15 protein-coding genes are annotated in these 19,371 nt (G+C 70.0%); 8 read left to right on the top strand and 7 right to left on the bottom strand.

What is annotated here, in order from left to right:
• Positions 1 to 32: 32 nt before the first annotated feature.
• The 6 genes from uvrB to O1Q96_RS11555 all read left to right on the top strand — a co-directional run bounded on the left by uvrB (position 33) and on the right by O1Q96_RS11555 (position 8,000).
• Positions 33 to 2,171, top strand: a complete 2,139-nt coding sequence (gene uvrB, locus O1Q96_RS11530; protein WP_269248076.1) for an excinuclease ABC subunit UvrB — start codon at positions 33 to 35, stop codon at positions 2,169 to 2,171.
• A 141-nt stretch (positions 2,172 to 2,312) separates the two neighbouring features.
• On the top strand, positions 2,313 to 2,891 hold the full coding sequence (locus O1Q96_RS11535) for a TerD family protein (RefSeq protein WP_151478427.1): 579 nt from the start codon (positions 2,313 to 2,315) through the stop codon (positions 2,889 to 2,891).
• A gap of 46 nt (positions 2,892 to 2,937) precedes the next feature.
• Positions 2,938 to 4,977, top strand: a complete 2,040-nt coding sequence (locus O1Q96_RS11540) for a TerD family protein (RefSeq protein ID WP_269248077.1) — start codon at positions 2,938 to 2,940, stop codon at positions 4,975 to 4,977.
• Positions 4,978 to 5,262: 285 nt separating this feature from the next.
• The gene (locus O1Q96_RS11545; protein ID WP_269248078.1) at positions 5,263 to 6,276 is read left to right on the top strand and encodes a TerC family protein; all 1,014 of its coding nucleotides are present in this window, start codon (positions 5,263 to 5,265) and stop codon (positions 6,274 to 6,276) included.
• A 126-nt stretch (positions 6,277 to 6,402) separates the two neighbouring features.
• Entirely contained in the window at positions 6,403 to 6,705 is a 303-nt protein-coding gene (locus O1Q96_RS11550; protein WP_269248079.1) for a DUF1330 domain-containing protein, read from the top strand.
• Between the two features lie 194 nt (positions 6,706 to 6,899).
• Positions 6,900 to 8,000 (top strand): calcium:cation antiporter, encoded by a 1,101-nt coding sequence (locus O1Q96_RS11555; protein WP_269248080.1) that lies wholly within the window; start codon positions 6,900 to 6,902, stop codon positions 7,998 to 8,000.
• A 74-nt stretch (positions 8,001 to 8,074) separates the two neighbouring features.
• On the opposite strand, the gene O1Q96_RS11560 is transcribed toward O1Q96_RS11555, so the two are convergent.
• Both O1Q96_RS11560 and O1Q96_RS11565 read right to left on the bottom strand, forming a co-directional pair.
• Positions 8,075 to 9,379 carry an MFS transporter gene (locus tag O1Q96_RS11560; protein WP_254645124.1) on the bottom strand — a complete coding sequence of 435 codons (1,305 nt, stop codon included), beginning with the start codon at positions 9,377 to 9,379 and terminating at the stop codon, positions 8,075 to 8,077.
• A gap of 60 nt (positions 9,380 to 9,439) precedes the next feature.
• Positions 9,440 to 10,486, bottom strand: coding sequence for a S66 family peptidase (locus O1Q96_RS11565; protein WP_269248081.1), 1,047 nt, complete (start codon positions 10,484 to 10,486; stop codon positions 9,440 to 9,442).
• Positions 10,487 to 10,589: 103 nt separating this feature from the next.
• On the opposite strand from O1Q96_RS11565, the gene aroQ reads away from it, so the two are divergent.
• Positions 10,590 to 11,063, top strand: a complete 474-nt coding sequence (aroQ, locus tag O1Q96_RS11570) for a type II 3-dehydroquinate dehydratase (protein ID WP_269248082.1) — start codon at positions 10,590 to 10,592, stop codon at positions 11,061 to 11,063.
• Between the two features lie 380 nt (positions 11,064 to 11,443).
• On the opposite strand, the gene O1Q96_RS11575 is transcribed toward aroQ, so the two are convergent.
• Positions 11,444 to 12,100, bottom strand: coding sequence for an MBL fold metallo-hydrolase (locus tag O1Q96_RS11575; RefSeq protein WP_269248083.1), 657 nt, complete (start codon positions 12,098 to 12,100; stop codon positions 11,444 to 11,446).
• A 10-nt stretch (positions 12,101 to 12,110) separates the two neighbouring features.
• Positions 12,111 to 12,800, bottom strand: coding sequence for a maleylpyruvate isomerase family mycothiol-dependent enzyme (locus O1Q96_RS11580; protein ID WP_269248084.1), 690 nt, complete (start codon positions 12,798 to 12,800; stop codon positions 12,111 to 12,113).
• A gap of 223 nt (positions 12,801 to 13,023) precedes the next feature.
• Here O1Q96_RS11580 and uvrA point away from each other — a divergent pair, with 223 nt between their 5' ends.
• Entirely contained in the window at positions 13,024 to 16,122 is a 3,099-nt protein-coding gene (uvrA, locus tag O1Q96_RS11585; RefSeq protein ID WP_269248085.1) for an excinuclease ABC subunit UvrA, read from the top strand.
• 153 nt (positions 16,123 to 16,275) lie between these two features.
• Here uvrA and O1Q96_RS11590 read toward each other — a convergent pair whose 3' ends face one another.
• The 3 genes from O1Q96_RS11590 to O1Q96_RS11600 form a co-directional block, all read right to left on the bottom strand.
• Complete coding sequence (locus O1Q96_RS11590; RefSeq protein ID WP_269248086.1) at positions 16,276 to 17,187, bottom strand: carbohydrate kinase family protein; 912 nt, start codon at positions 17,185 to 17,187, stop codon at positions 16,276 to 16,278.
• Complete coding sequence (locus tag O1Q96_RS11595) at positions 17,184 to 18,215, bottom strand: LacI family DNA-binding transcriptional regulator (RefSeq protein WP_269248087.1); 1,032 nt, start codon at positions 18,213 to 18,215, stop codon at positions 17,184 to 17,186. Before O1Q96_RS11595 ends, O1Q96_RS11590 begins: the two co-directional genes overlap by 4 nt.
• 167 nt (positions 18,216 to 18,382) lie before the next feature.
• Positions 18,383 to 19,330, bottom strand: a complete 948-nt coding sequence (locus O1Q96_RS11600; protein WP_269248088.1) for a hypothetical protein — start codon at positions 19,328 to 19,330, stop codon at positions 18,383 to 18,385.
• Positions 19,331 to 19,371: the final 41 nt, after the last annotated feature.

Genomic DNA, 19,371 nt, shown 5'->3' on the forward strand with positions numbered 1-19,371 from the left:
CGTTGTCAGTGCGGGGTCGTACGGTTGATCCCATGCGGCCCGTATCCAAGATCGAACGCACGGTGGCGCCTTTCGAGGTCGTCAGTCCCTACCAGCCCAGCGGCGACCAGCCCGCTGCCATCGCCGACCTCGAGCGGCGCATCCTCGCAGGTGAGAAGGATGTCGTCCTCCTCGGCGCGACCGGCACGGGCAAGTCCGCGACCACCGCGTGGATGATCGAGAAGCTTCAGCGTCCCACCCTCGTGATGGCGCCGAACAAGACGCTGGCCGCCCAGCTGGCCAACGAGTTCCGCGAGCTGCTGCCGAACAACGCGGTCGAGTACTTCGTCTCGTACTACGACTACTACCAGCCCGAGGCCTACGTCCCGCAGTCGGACACCTACATCGAGAAGGACTCCTCGATCAACGAGGAGGTGGAGCGCCTGCGCCACTCCGCCACCAACTCGCTGCTCACCCGCCGGGACGTCATCGTGGTCGCCTCGGTCTCCTGCATCTACGGTCTCGGCACGCCGCAGGAGTACGTGGACCGCATGGTCAACCTCAAGGTCGGCGACGAGATCGACCGCGACGACCTGCTCCGCCGCTTCGTCGACATCCAGTACACGCGCAACGACCTGGCCTTCACCCGCGGCACCTTCCGTGTCCGCGGCGACACCATCGAGATCTTCCCGGTCTACGAGGAGCTGGCCGTCCGCATCGAGATGTTCGGCGACGAGATCGAGGCGCTCTCCACACTGCACCCGCTCACCGGCGAGATCATCAGCGACGACCAGCAGCAGTACGTCTTCCCGGCCACCCACTACGTCGCCGGACCCGAGCGCCTGGAGCGCGCCGCCCACGCCATCGAGAAGGAGCTCGGCGAGCGCCTGACGGAGCTGGAGAAGCAGGGCAAGCTCCTGGAGGCCCAGCGCCTTCGCATGCGCACGACGTACGACCTGGAGATGCTCCGCCAGATCGGCTCCTGCTCGGGCGTCGAGAACTACTCGATGCACTTCGACGACCGTGAGCCCGGCTCCCCGCCGAACACGCTGCTCGACTACTTCCCGGACGACTTCCTGCTCGTCATCGACGAGTCGCACGTCACCGTGCCCCAGATCGGCGCGATGTACGAGGGCGACGCCTCCCGCAAGCGCACCCTCGTCGACCACGGCTTCCGGCTGCCGTCCGCCCTGGACAACCGCCCGCTGAAGTGGGAGGAGTTCCAGCAGCGCGTCGGCCAGGCCGTCTACCTGTCCGCGACACCGGGCAAGTACGAGCTCTCGCGCGGGGACGGCTTCGTCGAGCAGATCATCCGCCCCACCGGCCTCATCGACCCCGAGGTCGTCGTCAAGCCCACCGAGGGCCAGATCGACGACCTGGTGCACGAGATCCGCGAGCGCACCGCGAAGGACGAGCGGGTCCTGGTCACCACGCTCACCAAGAAGATGGCCGAGGACCTCACCGACTACTTCCTCGAAATGGGCATCCAGGTCCGGTACCTGCACAGCGACGTCGACACCCTGCGCCGGGTCGAACTGCTGCGTGAGCTGCGCGCCGGAGAGTTCGACGTCCTCGTCGGCATCAACCTCCTCAGGGAGGGACTCGACCTCCCGGAGGTGTCCCTGGTGTCGATCCTCGACGCCGACAAGGAGGGCTTCCTGCGCTCCGGTACCTCGCTGATCCAGACCATCGGCCGCGCGGCCCGCAACGTCTCCGGTCAGGTCCACATGTACGCCGACAAGATCACCCCGGCGATGGAGAAGGCCATCGAGGAGACCAACCGCCGCCGGGAGAAGCAGGTCGCGTACAACACGGAGCGGGGCATCGACCCGCAGCCTCTCCGTAAGAAGATCAACGACATCGTGGCGCAGATCGCCCGCGAGGACGTCGACACGGAGCAGCTGCTCGGCTCGGGCTACCGCAAGTCGAAGGACGGCAAGAGCGCCAAGGCCCCCGTGCCCGCACTCGGGTCGAAGGCGGACAAGGGAGCCGGTTCCGCCAAGGGCAGGAGCAAGGAGACCGTGCCGACCGACCGCCCCGCGGCGGAACTCGCGGAGCAGATCGAGGAGATGACGCAGCGGATGCGCACGGCCGCCGCTGACCTGCACTTCGAGATCGCCGCGCGGCTGCGTGACGAGGTCTCGGAGATGAAGAAGGAGCTGCGGCAGATGAAGGAAGCCGGTATCGCCTGACGCCCGTGCTGCCGCGCTGTGTTGCAAGACCGACACAAAGTGTGCACCAGGCTTCGGCACTGTCAGTGGCCCTGCGTAGGGTTGCTGGTCAACCGCAGGTTTCTGCGGCAACAGGGGACAGGTCCGAGAAGGGAACAGCGCGTGACGGTCAACATGACCAAGGGTCAGGCCATCAGTCTGCAGAAGAACGACGGAGGCACGCTGACCGCGGTACGCATGGGGCTCGGCTGGCAGGCAGCCCCGCGTCGTGGCCTGTTCGGCTCTCGCACCCGCGAGATCGACCTCGACGCGTCCGCCGTGCTCTTCGCGGACAAGCAGCCGGTCGACGTGGTGTTCTTCCGTCACCTCGTCAGCGACGACGGCTCCGTGCGGCACACCGGTGACAACCTCGTCGGCGGCGTGGGCCAGGGCGGGGACGACGAGGCGATCCTCGTCGACCTCGCGCGCATCCCGGTCCACATCGACCAGATCGTCTTCACCGTGAACTCGTTCACCGGCCAGACGTTCCAGGAGGTGCAGGACGCGTTCTGCCGTCTGGTCGACGAGACCAACGGCCAGGAGCTCGCCAGGTACACCCTGGCCGGCGGCGGCCAGTACACGGCACAGATCATGGCGAAGGTCCACCGTGCGGGCACGGGCTGGCAGATGACCGCTCTCGGTACGCCTGCCAACGGCCGCACCTTCCAGGACCTGATGCCGGCGATCCTGCCGCACCTGTAGACAGCCCGGCGCCCGGCGCACGAAGTACATAGGGGGAACGAAGGCGATGACGGCTGAGCTGGTCCGGGGGCAGAACCACCCGCTCTCCCAGGCACGACTTGAGATCCGGGTGTCGGCCGGCAAGCCGATCGTGGCCGGGGCCACGCTCAGCGACGAGCAGGGCAGGGTGCACGGTGTCGAGTGGGTGGCCCACCCGGGCTCACCCACTCTGCCCGGCATCGAGGTGTCCAAGCAGGCGGCGGCCGATCACCGGCTCGCGTGCGATCTGGACGCCCTGCCGGAGAGCGTGCACCGGGTCAGCGTGCTGCTCGCACTGCCGTCCGGAGTGGGCGGCCCGGTGCGGTTCGGCGTTGTCGCCGCCCCCTTCGTCGCGGTCACCGGACTCGACGGCTCCGAGGTCGCCAGCTACACGGTCACGGGGCTCGACGTCGAATCGGCGGTCGTCGCACTCGAGCTCTACCGCAGGCAGGGCGCCTGGAAGGTGCGCGCCGTGGGACAGGGTTACGCGGGCGGCCTCGCCGAGCTCCTCGCCGACCAGGGCCTGCCCCAGGCCCACCAGCTCGCGGGCAGCATCAACGAGGCGGTGGCCCAGGGCCTGGCGCGCTCGGTGGCCGCACCACCGCCGCGTACGGCCGAGGGCGACCGCTCGCGGCACGCCGCCGCCCCCGCCCTGGGCCAGGACCAGGGCGGATCGACGTCCCAGGCCGGTCCCGGCCAGGTGTCGCCGCAGCACGGACACCCGGGCGGGCCGGGATCCACGGCGTCCGGTGCCGGGCACGGCGGGCCGCAGTCCGGCTACCCCGCGGCGACCCCGCCGACGGACCCGTCCGCCGTCACCCAGCCCGCCGGACCCGGAGCCGGCGGCCCCGTCAACTACAGCCACCCGGGCAGGCAGGCCGCCGCGCCGCCTCCGCCCCCGCCGACCGCACCCCCGGCCCAGCCGGGGCAGCCCGCACAGCCCGTGGCTGGCGACGCGACCGGCTGGTCCATGGAGGAGCGCCTCTACAACCAGGTGTGGGGCATGTTCGAGGACCTGGCCCGTGCCACCGCCGCATATCGCAGCGCGGTCGACTTCGCCGAGTCCCGTATGGAGCAGGAGCTCGACAAAGTCCTCTCAGACCCCCGCAGCCGCATAGGCGGGCAGGGCGACGCCGCCCGCGAGACGGCCCGCGCCAAGCACGCCGAGCTGATCGACCGGGCCAGGCAGGCACTCGACCGCGACCTCGCCCAGCTCACCGCCGAGGCCGAGGTCGTCGAGCCCGCACTGCCGCCCGCGTTCGCGCGCTGGGACAATCCCGCCTGGCACGGCTACCGGGTGCCGATGGAGATCCCCATGGCTCTGCGCCTGGGAGATCTGCACCTGCCCGAGAGCGCGGGTATGAGCATCCCGATGCTGGTGAGGCTGCCGCTGGAGCGCGGTCTGTGGATCGACAGCGGCCGTACCGGGTCCTTCGACGGCTCGATCGCGGACTCCGACGACCTGCGCCGCCTCGCCATGGACACGGCCGTGGCGCATGCGGCCCGGCTCCTCGCCGTCTACCCGGCGGGCGAATACACCGTGCACGTCATCGACGCGGCGGGCTCGGCGGCCTCGTCCCTCGCGCCGCTCGTGAGCACCGGTGTGCTGGCCGGACCGCCCGCCGTCGGCGCCGCGGGGGTGACCGACGTGCTGGCCCGGCTGACCCAGCGGGTCGACCTGGTCCAGATGGCCATCCGGGGCGGTGCGGCGGACTCCCTGCCGCCCGACCTCGACACGGCCGAGCAACTGCTGATCGTCAACGACTTCCCGCACGGTTTCGACGACCGCGCCGTGACCCAGCTCCGCTATCTCGCGGACGAAGGTCCGGCTGTCGGTGTGCATCTCATGCTGGTCGCCGACCGGGAGGACGCCGCCGCGTACGGGCCGCTGCTCGACCCGCTGTGGCGGTCGCTGCTCCGGCTCACGCCGGTGCCCGACGACCATCTCGCGGACCCGTGGGTCGGGCACACGTGGACCTACGACCCCTCGCACGTCCCGCCGGGCAGCCAGGTGCTCCAGCACGTCCTCACCCAGGTCGCGGCCGCCCGTCGCTCCTGGAACCGCTGAGCTCCATCAGGCTTTCCCAAGACTTCGTCAAGTCGTCTGACCAGGGAACTTGGCCTTTCTTTTACCAAGCACTTTACCTTTCCTTGGTGATTGGGGTACTGTCGTCCGTACGGAGGGGAGTACTCCCTACCTACTGCGACGTACTCGTCAATACGGATCTGGCCAGATCCCGGGGCGTCGGCCCGAAGTGCACCGGACGCATCGCGCGCCCCGGACACATCGGGTGGAAGAGACCTCCGGCAGCGACGACGCTGACATTTGCCGTTACGTACTGCCGGAGGCGCAGTGGATGTTTCCGTGACCCTTTGGGTCCTCACGATCGTGGGCCTCGCGGCCCTCATCGCGGTCGATTTCTTCATCGGCCGCAAGCCGCACGACGTATCAATCAAGGAAGCCGGGATCTGGACGGTCGTCTGGATCGTCCTGGCCGCACTGTTCGGACTCGGACTGCTCGTCTTCTCGGGTGGTCAGCCCGCCGGAGAGTTCTTCGCGGGCTTCATCACCGAGAAGTCTCTGAGCGTCGACAACCTCTTCGTCTTCGTCCTCATCATGGCGAAGTTCGCGGTGCCCACGCAGTACCAGCAGCGTGTGCTCCTGGTCGGTGTGCTCATCGCCCTGGTCCTGCGTGCGATCTTCATCGCCGCGGGTGCAGCGATTCTCGCGAGCTTCGCGTGGGTCTTCTACATCTTCGGCGCGTTCCTCATCTACACCGCCTGGAAGCTGATCCAGGAAGCCCGGGCCAACGACGAGGACGAGGAGTTCGAGGAGAACCGGCTGCTCAAGGCCGCCGAGCGCCGCTTCGGTGTCGCCGACCGCTACCACGGCACCAAGCTGTGGATCCAGCAGAACGGCAAGCGGGTCATGACCCCGATGCTGGTCGTCATGCTGGCGATCGGCACCACCGACGTGCTCTTCGCGCTCGACTCGATCCCCGCGATCTTCGGCCTGACGCAGGACCCGTACATCGTCTTCACGGCCAACGCGTTCGCGCTGATGGGCCTGCGGCAGCTGTACTTCCTGATCGGTGGACTCCTCAAGAAGCTGGTCCACCTCAGCTACGGCCTGTCGGTCATCCTCGGATTCATCGGCGTCAAGCTGGTGCTGCACGCGCTGCACGAGTCCGGCGTCCATGTTCCGGAGATCTCCATCCCGGTCTCCCTCGGCGTGATCTGTGCCGTCCTGGTGGTCACCACGATCACCAGCCTGATCGCCTCCAAGAAGCAGACGGCCGAAGAAGCCCGCAAGGCTGAAGAGACCCAGAAGGCCGAAGGGCCCGAGAAGGACAGCATCGACGTCTGACCGTCGGACGTAGCACCAATCAGCACCGGGAGTGGCGCTCGGCGAATTGCCGACCGTCGCTCCCGGTGCTTGCTTGTGTGCTGAGTGGTCCCCGGCCCGGGGACGCCTGGCCGGATGGAGGCACCCATGAAGTTCGTGCAGATCATCGACTTCGAGACCGAGCGCATCGACGAGATGCGGGAACTGGCCCAGGAGGCCGAGAAGCGCTCCGTGGGCCGCGACGGCGGCCCCACGCACCGCATGCTCCTGCAGGACCGGAACACACCCAACCGCTACTTCGTCGTCATCGAGTTCGAGTCGTACGAGGACGCGATGCGCAACAGCAACGATCCCGAGACGACCAGGATGGCGGAGCGGATGGCAGCGCTGTGTACCCGGCCTCCGCAGTTCACCGACTGCGACGTACGCGAGATGACCGAGATCAAGTAGTGCACGGGCGCCCGTAGCGGCAAAGGCCGCGGCCGCGGCCATGGCCGCAGGGGCAGCGACGACAGCCAGGGACACGGCTGTGGTTGTGGCGCCAGGAGGGCGGAAGCCGGTGGCTCGTTCGCCGCGCTTCCTGCCGTGGTCCCGCACCGCCCCATCGGAGTGCGGGGCCGGCGCATGGCTGGGACGATCGCTGCATGCTCGTTCGGCTCCGGTCACTCGTGACGCAGTGGACAGCCGTCGTGCCGGTGATCGCGATCGTCCTGCTGGTCCTCACATGGGGCCGTGATCTGCCCGGTGCGGTCGTCGCCCTGGTGACGCTGGTGCTGGCCGGTGCCGTGCTGGCCGCGGTCCACCATGCCGAGGTGGTCGCCCACCGGGTGGGTGAGCCCTTCGGTTCGCTGGTCCTCGCCGTCGCCGTCACGATCATCGAGGTGGCGCTCATCGTCACCCTCATGGCGGACGGCGGGGACAAAAGCTCCACGCTGGCCCGCGACACCGTCTTCGCGGCAGTGATGATCACCTGCAACGGAATCGTCGGCCTGAGTCTGCTGGTCGCCTCGCTGCGGCACGGCTTGGCGGTGTTCAACGCGGAGGGGACCGGCGCGGCTCTCGCGACCGTGGCGACACTGGCGACGCTCAGCCTGGTCCTGCCGACCTTCACCACCAGCAAGCCGGGCCCGGAGTTCTCCACCACCCAGCTGACCTTCGCCGCCCTCTCCTCGCTCGTCCTGTACGGCATGTTCGTCGCCACGCAGACCGTGCGGCACCGCGACTACTTCCTGCCGATCACACGACAGGGCGAGGTGATCGACGCGGACGACCACGCCGACACCCCCTCCTCCGGGACGGCGAGGACCAGTCTGGGACTGCTCGGCCTGGCGCTGGTCGGCGTGGTCGGACTCGCCAAGGGCGTCTCACCCACCATCGAGTCCGGGGTGGAGGCGGCCGGGATGCCGCACGCCGTGGTCGGCGTGATCATCGCTCTGCTCGTCCTGCTTCCGGAGACGATCGCCGCGCTGCGCTCCGCCCGCCGTGACCGTGTGCAGACCAGCCTGAACCTGGCCCTCGGTTCGGCGATGGCGAGCATCGGCCTGACCATCCCGGCCGTGGCCGTCGCGTCCATCTGGCTCTCCGGCCCGCTCGTCCTCGGCCTGGGTGCCACCCACATGGTGCTGCTCGCGCTGACCGTCGTGGTCAGCTCCCTCACGGTGGTCCCCGGCCGGGCGACCCCGCTTCAGGGCGGTGTGCATCTGGTCCTGTTCGCGGCCTATCTGGAACTCGCGATCAACCCGTAGGGGCCGGGTCCTGAAGCGGCGCGCCGAGCTGTCCGACCAGCCACCGGTCGCCGGCCCTCAGACACCGGCATCCCTCACCCCGTGGCCGGCTCGGCAGCCACCACGGTCACCGGCCGGGTCTCCGGGAGCAACGCGAAGCACCCCAGGCTGAGCAGCGCGACGCCTGTCAGGTAGGCGGCCACGCCCCACGGCACCCGTCCGCTCTGTTCGACGATCGCCGTCGCCACGATCGGGGTGAGCGCGCCGCCGAGCACACCGCCCAGGTTGTAGCCGACCGCGGCGCCCGTGCAGCGCACCCGCGGCTCGTACAGCTCCGGCAGATACGCGGCGATCACGGCGAACATCGTCACGAACGCGATCAGCGCCACCAGGAACCCGAAGAACATCAGCAGCGGTTCACCCGTCGACAGCAGCGCGATCATGGGGAACATCCACAGCGCGGCACCCGCGCAACCCGCGAGACACAGTGGCCGCCGTCCGTAGCGGTCGCCCAGGACGGCCGCCACCGGAGTGAGCGCTCCCTTCACCACGACGGCCGCCATGATGCAGGCCAGCATGACGGTACGGCTCACCCCGAGCCGCTCGGTCGCGTAGGCGAGGGACCAGGTGGTCACGGCGTAGAACAGCGCGTAACCGACCGCGAGCGCCCCTGCCGTCAGCAGCACCAACCTCCAGTGGCCGCGGACCACTTCGGCGAGCGGCACGCGCGCGTGCTCCCGCATTTCGAGGAACTGCGGGCTCTCGGCGAGGGAGGACCGCAGCCACAGCCCGGCGGCGGCGAGCACGCCCGCCGCCCAGAAGGGCACCCGCCAGCCCCAGGACGCGAACTGCGCCTCGGAGAGCGTCGCCGACAGCGCCAGCATCACACCGTTGGCGAGGACGAAACCCAGCGCCGGCCCGATCTGGGGGAAGCTCGACCACAGCCCGCGACGATGGGCGGGCGCGTGCTCCGCGGTCAGCAGCACCGCCCCGCCCCATTCCCCGCCGAGCCCCAGCCCTTGCAGGAAACGCAGCACAAGGAGCAGTACGGGAGCGGCCGTACCGATGGAGTCGTACGTCGGTACGCAGCCGACCGCGACGGTCGCTGCGCCGGTCAGCAGCAAGGAGGCGACGAGCACGGGCCGCCGTCCGTGCCGGTCCCCGATGTGCCCGAACAGGACCGAACCCAGTGGTCGCGCCACGAACCCGACCGCGAACGTCCCGAAGGCCGCCAGCGTGCCCGCCACCGGCGAGAAGGTGGGGAAGAACAGCGGGCCCAGGACGAGGGCGGCCGCCGTCCCGTAGACAAAGAAGTCGTAGAACTCGATGGCCGTCCCGGCGAGCGCGGCGACGGCGAGCCGCAGCATGGAAGGGGGCTTTACGGTGCGTGCACGGTCCATGCCGCGTCAACCACCCACGGTGACGATGGGTTACGGGGGCGCGCGGAGGCCCGGCCGGTGTCAGTACGTCACCGTGATGCGCCGCGCGGGGCCGTCGACCCGGATCACCCCGCCGTAGGGGATCACGATCTGCGGATCCGTGTGACCGAGGTCCACATCGAAGACGACCGTGGCGTCGGGGGCGTACGCCCGCATCGCGCGCTGTACGGCCGCACGCTGGTCGGCGGCGTAACGGGCGCCCTGCTCAGGGCTGTTGGGATGTTCGAACGACCAGGATTTCGCGCGGCCCATCAGCAGTGCGGAGAAGCGCTGCAGCAGACCGCGCTCTCCCATGCCCCGCAGGACGCGGAACACCCCCTCGTCGCTCGGCAGTTCCTCCGAGGTCTCCAGGAAGAGCACGCCTCCGTCGTGGACCGCGGGGTCGCCCGGGATCTCCCGGTCGGCCATCAGCAGGCAGCCGACGGTCTCCAGACAGCCGCCCCAACTGCGGCCCTCCACCACACGGTCGGGGTTGACCCAGGTCCACCCGGTGCCGGGCCGGGTCACCGGTTCGGACTCGAACGTCGCGGGGTCGGCCCAGTCGCGGTCGACGTCACGCCAGTCCGCCGCGGGCCGCAGCTCGTACGAGCCCGAGGTGAAGAGCGCCGCCCGGGCGGACTCGGCGGTCAGGGGATGCATGGCGACGGGGCGGCCGAACTCGGTCATCACACTCGCGCCGTGGTAGCCGACGATCCCGCAGTTCGCCAGGAAGGCGAGCAGGTTGGTGTTGTCGCTGAAGCCGAAGAACGGCTTGGGGTTGGCACGGACGAGCTCCCGGTCCAGCAGCGGCAGCACGGTGATCTGGTCGTCGCCGCCGATCGATGCCATGACTGCCTTGATGTCCGGGTCGGCGAACGCGGCATGGATGTCGGCGGCGCGCTCCCGCGGTGTCGAATCCATCGTCCGGGTCGCCGGATACTCGACCGGTTCGAGGCCGTACTCGGTGCGCAGCCGCGAGAGGCCCAGCTCGAAGGGGAGCGGCAGGATCCCCGGCAGGGCGGCCGCCGGGGAGATCACGGCCACCCGGTCTCCGGGCACGGGCTTGGGCGGATACGCGGGTGTCGTCATGCCCGGGAGAATAGGGACCGACCCGGTGTCGGCGCACCGTGATAAACCGGGTCCGACCAGCGGTCCTGAAAGGGCCGCATCACCCGAGCGGACCGGAGGAACCGTGCCCCGCACCCTCGCCAACGCCCCGATCATGATTCTCAACGGCCCCAATCTGAACCTCCTGGGGCAGCGACAGCCGGAGATCTACGGCTCCGACACCCTCGCCGACGTCGAGGCGATGTGCGCCAAGGCGGCGGCCGCGCACGGCGGCACGGTGGACTTCAGGCAGTCCAACCACGAGGGCGAACTGGTCGACTGGATCCACGAGGCACGCCTCGGCCACTGCGGGATCGTGATCAACCCGGGCGCGTACTCGCACACCTCCGTCGCGATCCTGGACGCGCTCAACACCTGTGACGGCCTGCCCGTTCTGGAGGTCCACATCTCCAACATCCACAAGCGCGAGGAGTTCCGGCACCACTCGTACGTCTCCCTGCGCGCCGACGGTGTCATCGCCGGCTGTGGTGTGCAGGGGTACGTGTTCGGTGTGGAGCGGGTCGCGGCGATGGCGGGGACGGGGCGGACGGCGACCTGACGGCCGCGGCAGGCGGGGCGGTCGGCCTCGGACGGAACCGACGGGCCGGGCGGGCGCGGGAAGGACCGGACACGGCGCCCGGGGCGGTGGCCGCCGGACGTCGGCCACCGCTGCCAGGGCGGGGCCGCCGGCCGAGGGCGGGGATCGTAAGGCCGGCGGCCCGTCCGCGCAGGAGCCGTCATCCTGTGCGGGACTGCCATCAGTGGACCGCGCGCCCGCAGGCGCGGGGAGCGCGCGCAGGGCGCCGGCGCGTGTACTCGGTTCACACGGGGCGCGCGGCGGGGCGTGTGGTGACCGGCCTCGCATCCGGCATCGTGCGCCTCACCGACTCCCGCGCGGCATCGAGGCGTTCAGCTCCTCGCCGGGCGGCACGGGCGGTTTCACCAGCCCCGCGCGCGCCACTCCGGCAGGTGCGGCCGCTCCGCGCCCAGCGTCGTGTCGCCGCCGTGTCCCGGGTAGACCCAGGTCTCGTCCGGGAGCGTGCCGAAGATCTTCGTCTCGACATCGTGCATCAGACTGGCGAACGCCTCCGGATCCTTACGTGTGTTGCCCACACCGCCCGGGAACAGACAGTCACCCGTGAACACATGAGGATGACCGTGCGGGTCGTCGTACACCAGCGCGATCGACCCGGGGGTGTGGCCCACCAGATGACGTGCCGTCAGCTCCACGTGTCCCACCCGGATCGTGTCGCCGTCCCCGAGTGGAACGTCCGTCGGCACGGGGATGCCCTCGGCGTCGTCCCGTCCCGCGTACGTACGCGCGCCCGTGGCCGCCACGACCTCCGCGAGCGCCTGCCAGTGGTCGCCGTGCTGATGCGTGGTCACCACGGACGCGATGCCGTCGGCGCCGATCAGTGTGAGCAGCGTCCTGGCGTCGTTGGCCGCGTCGATCAGCAGCTGCTCGTCCGTGGCCCGGCAGCGCAGCACATAGGCGTTGTTGTCCATCGGGCCGACCGCGACCTTGGAGATCATCAGGTCCCGCAGCTCGTGCACATCCGCAGGGCCGCCGACCTTCACCGCTCCGCTGTACGTCATACCGCTCAGCCTATAGCGGGGGCAGAACCGGCAGCGGTCCGCCGTCGACGAGCAGAGCGGCCCCGTCGCGGCGCCCCGCGAGCCACCCGAGCAGGGCGGGCGCGGGACCGGTCACGGTGATCTCGGTGTCGCTGCCGGAGTCACGTCCCGTGCTCCACACGTGCGTGCCGTCCGTGACGCGCGTGGAGGGCACCCCGGGATGCCCGGCGAAACGGTCCGTGAGGAAGGCCACCTCCCGGCGGACGAAGTCCTCCGGGAGGTCCTCCAGCTCGTACCCGATTCCCAGGTCCACCTGATGCAGCTCGACCTCGATCCACCGACGGAACGGCACCCGGGCCGCCGAGTCGGTGACCCCGTTGCGCAGTTCCACGGTGCGTGACCAGTCGGCGGGCGCGGAAGCGGCCTCCTGGAAGCGGGCGGCACTCTCGCGCAGGTCGGCGAGCTGTGTCTCCAGGGGGCGAGGGGCGTCCCGCTCGATGTCGGCGTCCCGGGCCTCACCGGAGGCGTACATCGGCCGCCCCTCCAGGACGTTCAGGAGCGCGTCCGCGTTGCGGGCGAGGTGGGCCAGGACGTGGCCGCGGCTCCAGCCGGGGAGCCGTGACGGTTGCGTCACGGCGGCGCTGTCCAACGTGGCGACTGCGGTGAGCAGCCGATCGGTCGCGTCACGTACAGACGCCAGGTCGCGCACATGATCGTTCATGGGCCCGACGATAGCTCCGCCACACGTTCGGGTGAAGGTGGTGGACGACCTCCGTGAATCGAATGCACGTGCTATAAGGTCGGGGGCAGCGCCGGGCATTCCTGGAGGCCCGGAATTGTTGGGCAAGAGGCGAACCAGACCGGCGCTGTCAGTGGCTCCCCCTAGTCTGAGAAGGACGGGGGCCTCGCCCCTGTCACTTCTCTCAAGAAAGGTGCGGACCGGCGTGGCCGACCGTCTCATCGTCCGTGGAGCGCGCGAGCACAATCTGAAGAATGTCTCGCTCGACCTCCCGCGCGACTCGCTCATCGTCTTCACGGGCCTGTCGGGGTCGGGCAAGTCCTCGCTGGCCTTCGACACGATCTTCGCCGAGGGGCAGCGGCGCTACGTGGAGTCACTGTCCTCGTACGCCCGGCAGTTCCTCGGCCAGATGGACAAGCCGGACGTCGACTTCATCGAAGGTCTCTCCCCGGCGGTCTCCATCGACCAGAAGTCGACCTCGCGCAATCCGCGCTCGACGGTCGGCACCATCACCGAGGTCTACGACTACCTGCGGCTGCTCTTCGCGCGCATCGGCAAGCCGCACTGCCCCGAGTGCGGCCGCCCCATCTCGCGTCAGTCGCCGCAGGCCATCGTCGACAAGGTCCTGGAGCTCCCGGAGGGCAGCCGCTTCCAGGTCCTCTCCCCGCTGGTGCGCGAGCGCAAGGGGGAGTTCGTCGACCTCTTCTCCGATCTCCAGACCAAGGGGTACAGCCGCGCCCGGGTCGACGGCGAGACGATTCAGCTCACCGACCCGCCCACGCTGAAGAAGCAGGAGAAGCACACCATCGAGGTGGTCATCGACCGCCTCACGGTCAAGGAGGGCGCCAAGCGCCGCCTGACCGACTCCGTGGAGACCGCGCTCGGCCTCTCCGGCGGCATGGTGGTGCTCGACTTCGTCGACCTCCCCTCGGACGACCCCGAGCGCGAGCGCATGTACTCGGAGCACCTGTACTGCGCGTACGACGACCTGTCCTTCGAGGAGATGGAGCCCCGCTCCTTCTCCTTCAACTCGCCCTTCGGCGCCTGCCCCGACTGCTCGGGCATCGGCACGCGCATGGAGGTCGACGCGGAGCTGATCGTCCCGGACGAGGACAAGTCCCTCGACGAGGGCGCCATCCACCCCTGGTCGCACGGCCACACCAAGGACTACTTCGGGCGCCTCATCGGGGCCCTGGCGGACGCACTGGGATTCCGGACCGACATCCCCTTCGCCGGTCTCCCGCAGCGCGCCAAGAAGGCCCTGATCCACGGACACAAGACTCAGATCGAGGTCCGCTACCGGAACAGGTACGGCCGGGAGCGCGTCTACACCACGCCCTTCGAGGGTGCCGTTCCCTTCGTGAAGCGGCGGCACAGCGAGGCCGAGAGCGACACGAGCCGCGAGCGCTTCGAGGGCTACATGCGCGAGGTGCCCTGCCCCACCTGTCAGGGCACGCGCCTCAAGCCGATCGTCCTCGCGGTCACGGTCATGGAGAAGTCCATCGCCGAGGTCTCCGCCATGTCCATCAGCGACTGCGCGGACTTCCTGGGCAAGATGAAGCTCGACGCGCGTGACAAGAAGATCGCCGAGCGCGTTCTGAAAGAGGTCAACGAAAGGCTGCGGTTCCTGGTCGACGTCGGCCTGGACTACCTCTCGCTGAACCGCGCCGCGGGGACCCTCTCCGGAGGAGAGGCCCAGCGCATCCGTCTCGCGACCCAGATCGGCTCCGGCCTCGTCGGCGTCCTGTACGTCCTCGACGAGCCCTCCATCGGCCTGCACCAGCGGGACAACCACCGCCTCATCGAGACCCTGGTCCGGCTGCGCGACATGGGCAACACGCTCATCGTCGTCGAGCACGACGAGGACACCATCAAGGTCGCCGACTGGATCGTCGACATCGGCCCCGGCGCGGGTGAGCACGGCGGCCACGTCGTGCACAGCGGCTCCCTGAAGGAGCTGCTCGCCAACGAGGAGTCGCAGACCGGTCAGTACCTGTCCGGCAAGAAGGCCATCCCGCTGCCCGACGTCCGGCGCCCGCGCGACCCTTCCCGGCAGCTCACCGTGCACGGAGCCCGCGAGAACAACCTCCGGGACATCGACGTGTCGTTCCCGCTGGGTGTCCTCACGGCCGTCACGGGTGTCTCGGGCTCGGGCAAGTCGACGCTGGTCAACGACATCCTGTACACGCATCTGGCCCGCGAGCTGAACGGCGCCAGGAGCGTTCCCGGCCGCCACACGCGCGTGGACGGCGACGACCTCGTCGACAAGGTCGTGCACGTCGACCAGTCGCCCATCGGCCGCACGCCCCGGTCGAACCCGGCGACGTACACCGGCGTCTTCGACCACGTCCGCAAGCTGTTCGCCGAGACGACCGAGGCGAAGGTCCGCGGCTACCTGCCGGGTCGGTTCTCCTTCAACGTCAAGGGCGGCCGCTGCGAGAACTGCGCGGGCGACGGCACGATCAAGATCGAGATGAACTTCCTCCCGGACGTGTACGTCCCGTGCGAGGTCTGCCATGGGGCCCGCTACAACCGGGAGACCCTGGACGTCCACTACAAGGGCAAGTCCATCGCCGACGTCCTGAACATGCCGATCGAAGAGGCCATGCACTTCTTCGAGGCCGTCCCGGGGATCTCCCGCCACCTCAGGACGCTCAACGACGTCGGTCTCGGTTACGTCCGGCTCGGCCAGTCCGCGACGACCCTGTCCGGCGGTGAGGCCCAGCGGGTCAAGCTCGCCAGCGAACTGCAGAAGAGGTCCACCGGACGCACGGTGTACGTCCTCGACGAGCCGACCACCGGCCTGCACTTCGAGGACATCAGCAAGCTCCTCGTCGTGCTGTCCGGCCTGGTCGACAAGGGCAACACGGTCATCGTGATCGAGCACAACCTCGACGTCATCAAGACCGCGGACTGGGTTGTCGACATGGGCCCCGAGGGCGGCGCCGGCGGTGGCATCGTCATCGCCGAGGGCACACCCGAGGAGGTCGCCGGGGTACCGGCCAGCCACACGGGCAAGTTCCTGCAGGAGGTCCTCGGCGCCGATCGCGTCAGCGACGCCTCGCAGGTCGAGGCCCCGCGCAAGGCCGCCGCCAAGAAGGCCGTGGCGGCCAGGTCGACGACGAGGACGACGGCGACGGCCAAGACCACGACGGCCAAGACCACGACGGCCAAGACCACGACGGCGAAGTCCGCCGCGGCCAGGACCACCGCCGCCAACGGCACAGCCGCCAAGAAAGCCACCGGGGCCACGAAGAAGGCGACCCCGGCGAAGAAGACGACGACCCGAGCCCGAAAGGCCTGAGACAGGCCCGAACGCCTCGGCAGAGTGTCACCGCAACGCGCCGCGCCCCACGGGAACTCCCCGTGGGGCGCGGCGCGTTGCGCGGCAGGCAGGCCTCGTTCGCTTGCCTGCCCGCGGCCCAGCCGTATGGCTGCGGCGAACCGCACCCAGTCCCTAGAAGGCGTCCACCTCATGGGCGTACGGCGGTTCCGCGCCCGCCCGGGAGCAGGTGACCGCCGCGGCTCGTGCGGCGAACCGCAGCAACTCGCCCCAGCCGTCGGCCCCCAGGCCGGTCGGACCCGCCCCGGACAGCGCGTCGCGGGCGGCGAGACCGTGCAGCAGCGCCGCGTTCACCGTGTCGCCCGCACCGATCGTGTCCACCACGTCGACCCGCTCACCCGGCACGGAGTACTCCCCGCCGTCAGGGGTGAAGGCGGTCAGTCCGTCGCCGCCCCGCGTGACCACCACGGCCGAGGGCCCCGCGGCCAGCCACTCGCGCGGAGTGCCGCCCAGCCACCGGGCGTCCTCCTCGGACAGCTTGAGCAGCGACACCGACGGCAGCCAGCTCTTGAACCGGGCCCGGTAGGCGTCCGGGTCGGGAATGAGCCCCGCGCGGATGTTCGGATCGAGCGCGGTGAACACGCCCTGCGCGGACGCGCTCCGCATCAGCTTCTCGTACGCGCTCGCGCCCGGCTCCAGGACGAGGGAGCAGGTACCGAAGGACACCGCCCGCGTCCCGCCCGGGAGCTGCGAGGGCGCTGAGAACAACCGGTCCGCGGTCCCTTCGACGTAGAAGGAGTAGCCGGCCGAGCCGTCCGCGGCGATGGAAGCGACGGCGAGGGTCGTCGGCTCGGCGCCCCGCTGCACCGATGACACGTCGACACCTGCCTCGCGCAGCCCGCCGACCAGAGCCTCGCCGAAGGCGTCGTTCGAGACCCGGGAGCAGAAGGCCGTGGGGGAGCCGAGCCGACCCAGCGCCACCGCCGTGTTGTACGGACCGCCGCCGCGGCGCGGCGCGAGCCCGGCGAGCGCGCCTTTCTCACTGGGCACCAGGTCGATCAGGGCCTCACCGGCGACGACGATCACGAGTCGGATCCTTTCTCGGGGCAGCCGCACGAGGTGCGGTGTACGAAGGTGGAGGGCAGCCGGACCGTACGGGCCGCACGACCGGGCGAGCCCAGCCGCTCCAGCAGCAGCCGCACGGCCCGGGCCCCGATCTCCTTGCTCGGCTGGGAGATCGCGGTGAGCCGGGGCGAGAAGAGGTCCGCCCAGGAGAAGTCGTCGAAGCAGCACAGGGCCAGGTCGCCGGGCACGGACAGGCCCCGCTCGCGCACGGCACGCAGGGCACCGATGGTCATCGCGTTGTTGGCGGTGACGAGTGCCGTCGGCGGCGCCGGAAGGGACAGCAGCGCCTCGGTCGCCCGCTCGGCCCCCGCCGCCTCGGAACTGCCGGGGACCACGAGCCGCTCGTCGTACGCGAGTCCCGCGTACGCGAGGCCGCGCCGGTAGCCGGTGATCCGCTCGGTCGTCGTACTGAGCCCCGGGAGTCCCGCGACCAGACCGATCCTCCTGTGGCCCAGCTCGGCGAGGTGGGTGACCAGGAGGGAGACGGGCTCGGCGTTCTCCGCGCACACCTGGTCGAACGCGAAGCCGGGCGCCCGGGCTCCGTCGACCAGTCGGTCCAGGAACACCGTCGGTACGTCGTGCCGCGCGAGGTAGCCGATCAGCCCCTGGGGATCCGCGGAGGGCGCGACGATCATGCCGTCCACGCGTCGCTCGTGCAGAAGCTGGACCACTTTCCGCTCGTGGGCCGGATCGTCGTGCGGATCCGCGATCAGCAGGCCGTAGCCGTGCTCCAGCGCGCCGGCCTCCACGCCTTGGAGGATCTCCGTGAAATAGGGGTTGCTGATCGCCGACACCGCGAGCCCGATGGACCGCGTCCGTGCGGTGACCAGGGATCTGGCCAGGCTGTTCGGGGTGTAGCCGAGAGCGTCGATGGCGTCGAGAACGGCTTGGCGGGTGTGCGGAAGCACCGGGCGTGTGGCGTTGAGCACGTGGGAGACCGTCGCGACGGAAACGCCCGCGTGCCGGGCCACGTCGGCCATCGTCGCCAAGGGTGCCTCCTCGGATGCGGCTGCCGGCCCGCGAAAGTACCTCATTCGGGAGTGGACGTAAACGCTTACGTAAGCGTTTACGTCAGTTGATGGCTGATAGTCGGTCGGCCGTCAGCCGCCCTACGGGCGGTGGCGCGGCCCCTCACGTCGTGTCCGGCCCCTGCGGATCACTCCCAGTCCCACGCGATCCCCACGATCCCCGACCGCACCCGCTGCTCCACCATGTGGACCGACCGGTGGTGGCCGCTCAGCGGCAGCTCCTGACGGCCGCTGCGGGGCGCCGCCGCCGAGTGCTGGGTGAACCGGTGACAGCGCACGGGCAGTGTCTCCTCGGCGAACCGCACCTCGAGGGCGTACTGCCCGCCGGAGAAGCCGAACCCCCGGACGTACTCGCCGGACGCGCCGGCCGTGCCGTCCTCCACGCCGTAGCGGAACAGGAAGGTGTCGCCCGCCCGCAGGCGCGTGTCGAAGAGCAGCTCGGCCACGAGGACGCCGGTCTCGTGGTGCCGGAGCACTCGGCCGGTGCGGCAGTTCTCCAGGGCGCGCACGCTCATGTGCTCCGGGGCGCAGCCGGGGTCGCCGTGGTGGACGGCCACATAGCGGTCGACGCCGTCGCTGTGGGCCCGCACGATGTGCTGGGAGTCACGCCCCAGCAGCTCGCGGTGGGTGCCGATCCGTACCCGCTCGTGGTGGCCGAGGCCGAGGAGCCCGCCGTCGAACGGTGAGTCGAGTTCGGCCAGCAGCTTCTCCAGGACTCCGGAGGCCTCGACCAGCGAGCGGTACGAGCGGGCCGCCGGCCGTTGCGCGCCCGAGCGGTCGTCCGCCTGCGCGAGCAGCCGGATCAGCGACTCGTCGGGCAGCTGGAGTATCTCCTCCAGGGCGCGCACGGCGCGCAGTGACTCGGCGCGCTGCGGGCGCCTGGCGCCCTGCTGCCAGTAACTGAGGCTCGTCACACCGACCTTGACCCCGTACCGCGTCAGATGGTGCTGCACGCGCTGCAGCGGCAGTCCACGGGCGGTGATCGCGGCGCGCAGCGCGACATGGAAGGGGCCGCCCCGCAGGGCCGTCTCCAGTTCCGCCGCGGCGACGTCCGCGTGCTGTGTGCCGTGCCGCATGCAGGGGCCTCTCTGTGCGAGCTCGCGAGGGCTGGTCGGGC

It is taken from the genome of Streptomyces aurantiacus, assembly GCF_027107535.1.
Taxonomy (GTDB): domain Bacteria; phylum Actinomycetota; class Actinomycetes; order Streptomycetales; family Streptomycetaceae; genus Streptomyces.

Coding starts and splice junctions, on each gene's coding strand:
- O1Q96_RS11540 (WP_269248077.1), top strand. CDS start 2,938: ATGACGGCTGAGCTGGTCCGGGGGCAGAACCACCCGCTCTCCCAGGCA.
- O1Q96_RS11565 (WP_269248081.1), bottom strand. CDS start 10,486: ATGACGACACCCGCGTATCCGCCCAAGCCCGTGCCCGGAGACCGGGTG.
- O1Q96_RS11600 (WP_269248088.1), bottom strand. CDS start 19,330: ATGCGGCACGGCACACAGCACGCGGACGTCGCCGCGGCGGAACTGGAG.
- O1Q96_RS11575 (WP_269248083.1), bottom strand. CDS start 12,100: ATGACGTACAGCGGAGCGGTGAAGGTCGGCGGCCCTGCGGATGTGCAC.
- O1Q96_RS11555 (WP_269248080.1), top strand. CDS start 6,900: ATGCTCGTTCGGCTCCGGTCACTCGTGACGCAGTGGACAGCCGTCGTG.
- O1Q96_RS11550 (WP_269248079.1), top strand. CDS start 6,403: ATGAAGTTCGTGCAGATCATCGACTTCGAGACCGAGCGCATCGACGAG.
- O1Q96_RS11580 (WP_269248084.1), bottom strand. CDS start 12,800: ATGAACGATCATGTGCGCGACCTGGCGTCTGTACGTGACGCGACCGAT.
- uvrB (WP_269248076.1), top strand. CDS start 33: ATGCGGCCCGTATCCAAGATCGAACGCACGGTGGCGCCTTTCGAGGTC.
- O1Q96_RS11560 (WP_254645124.1), bottom strand. CDS start 9,379: ATGGACCGTGCACGCACCGTAAAGCCCCCTTCCATGCTGCGGCTCGCC.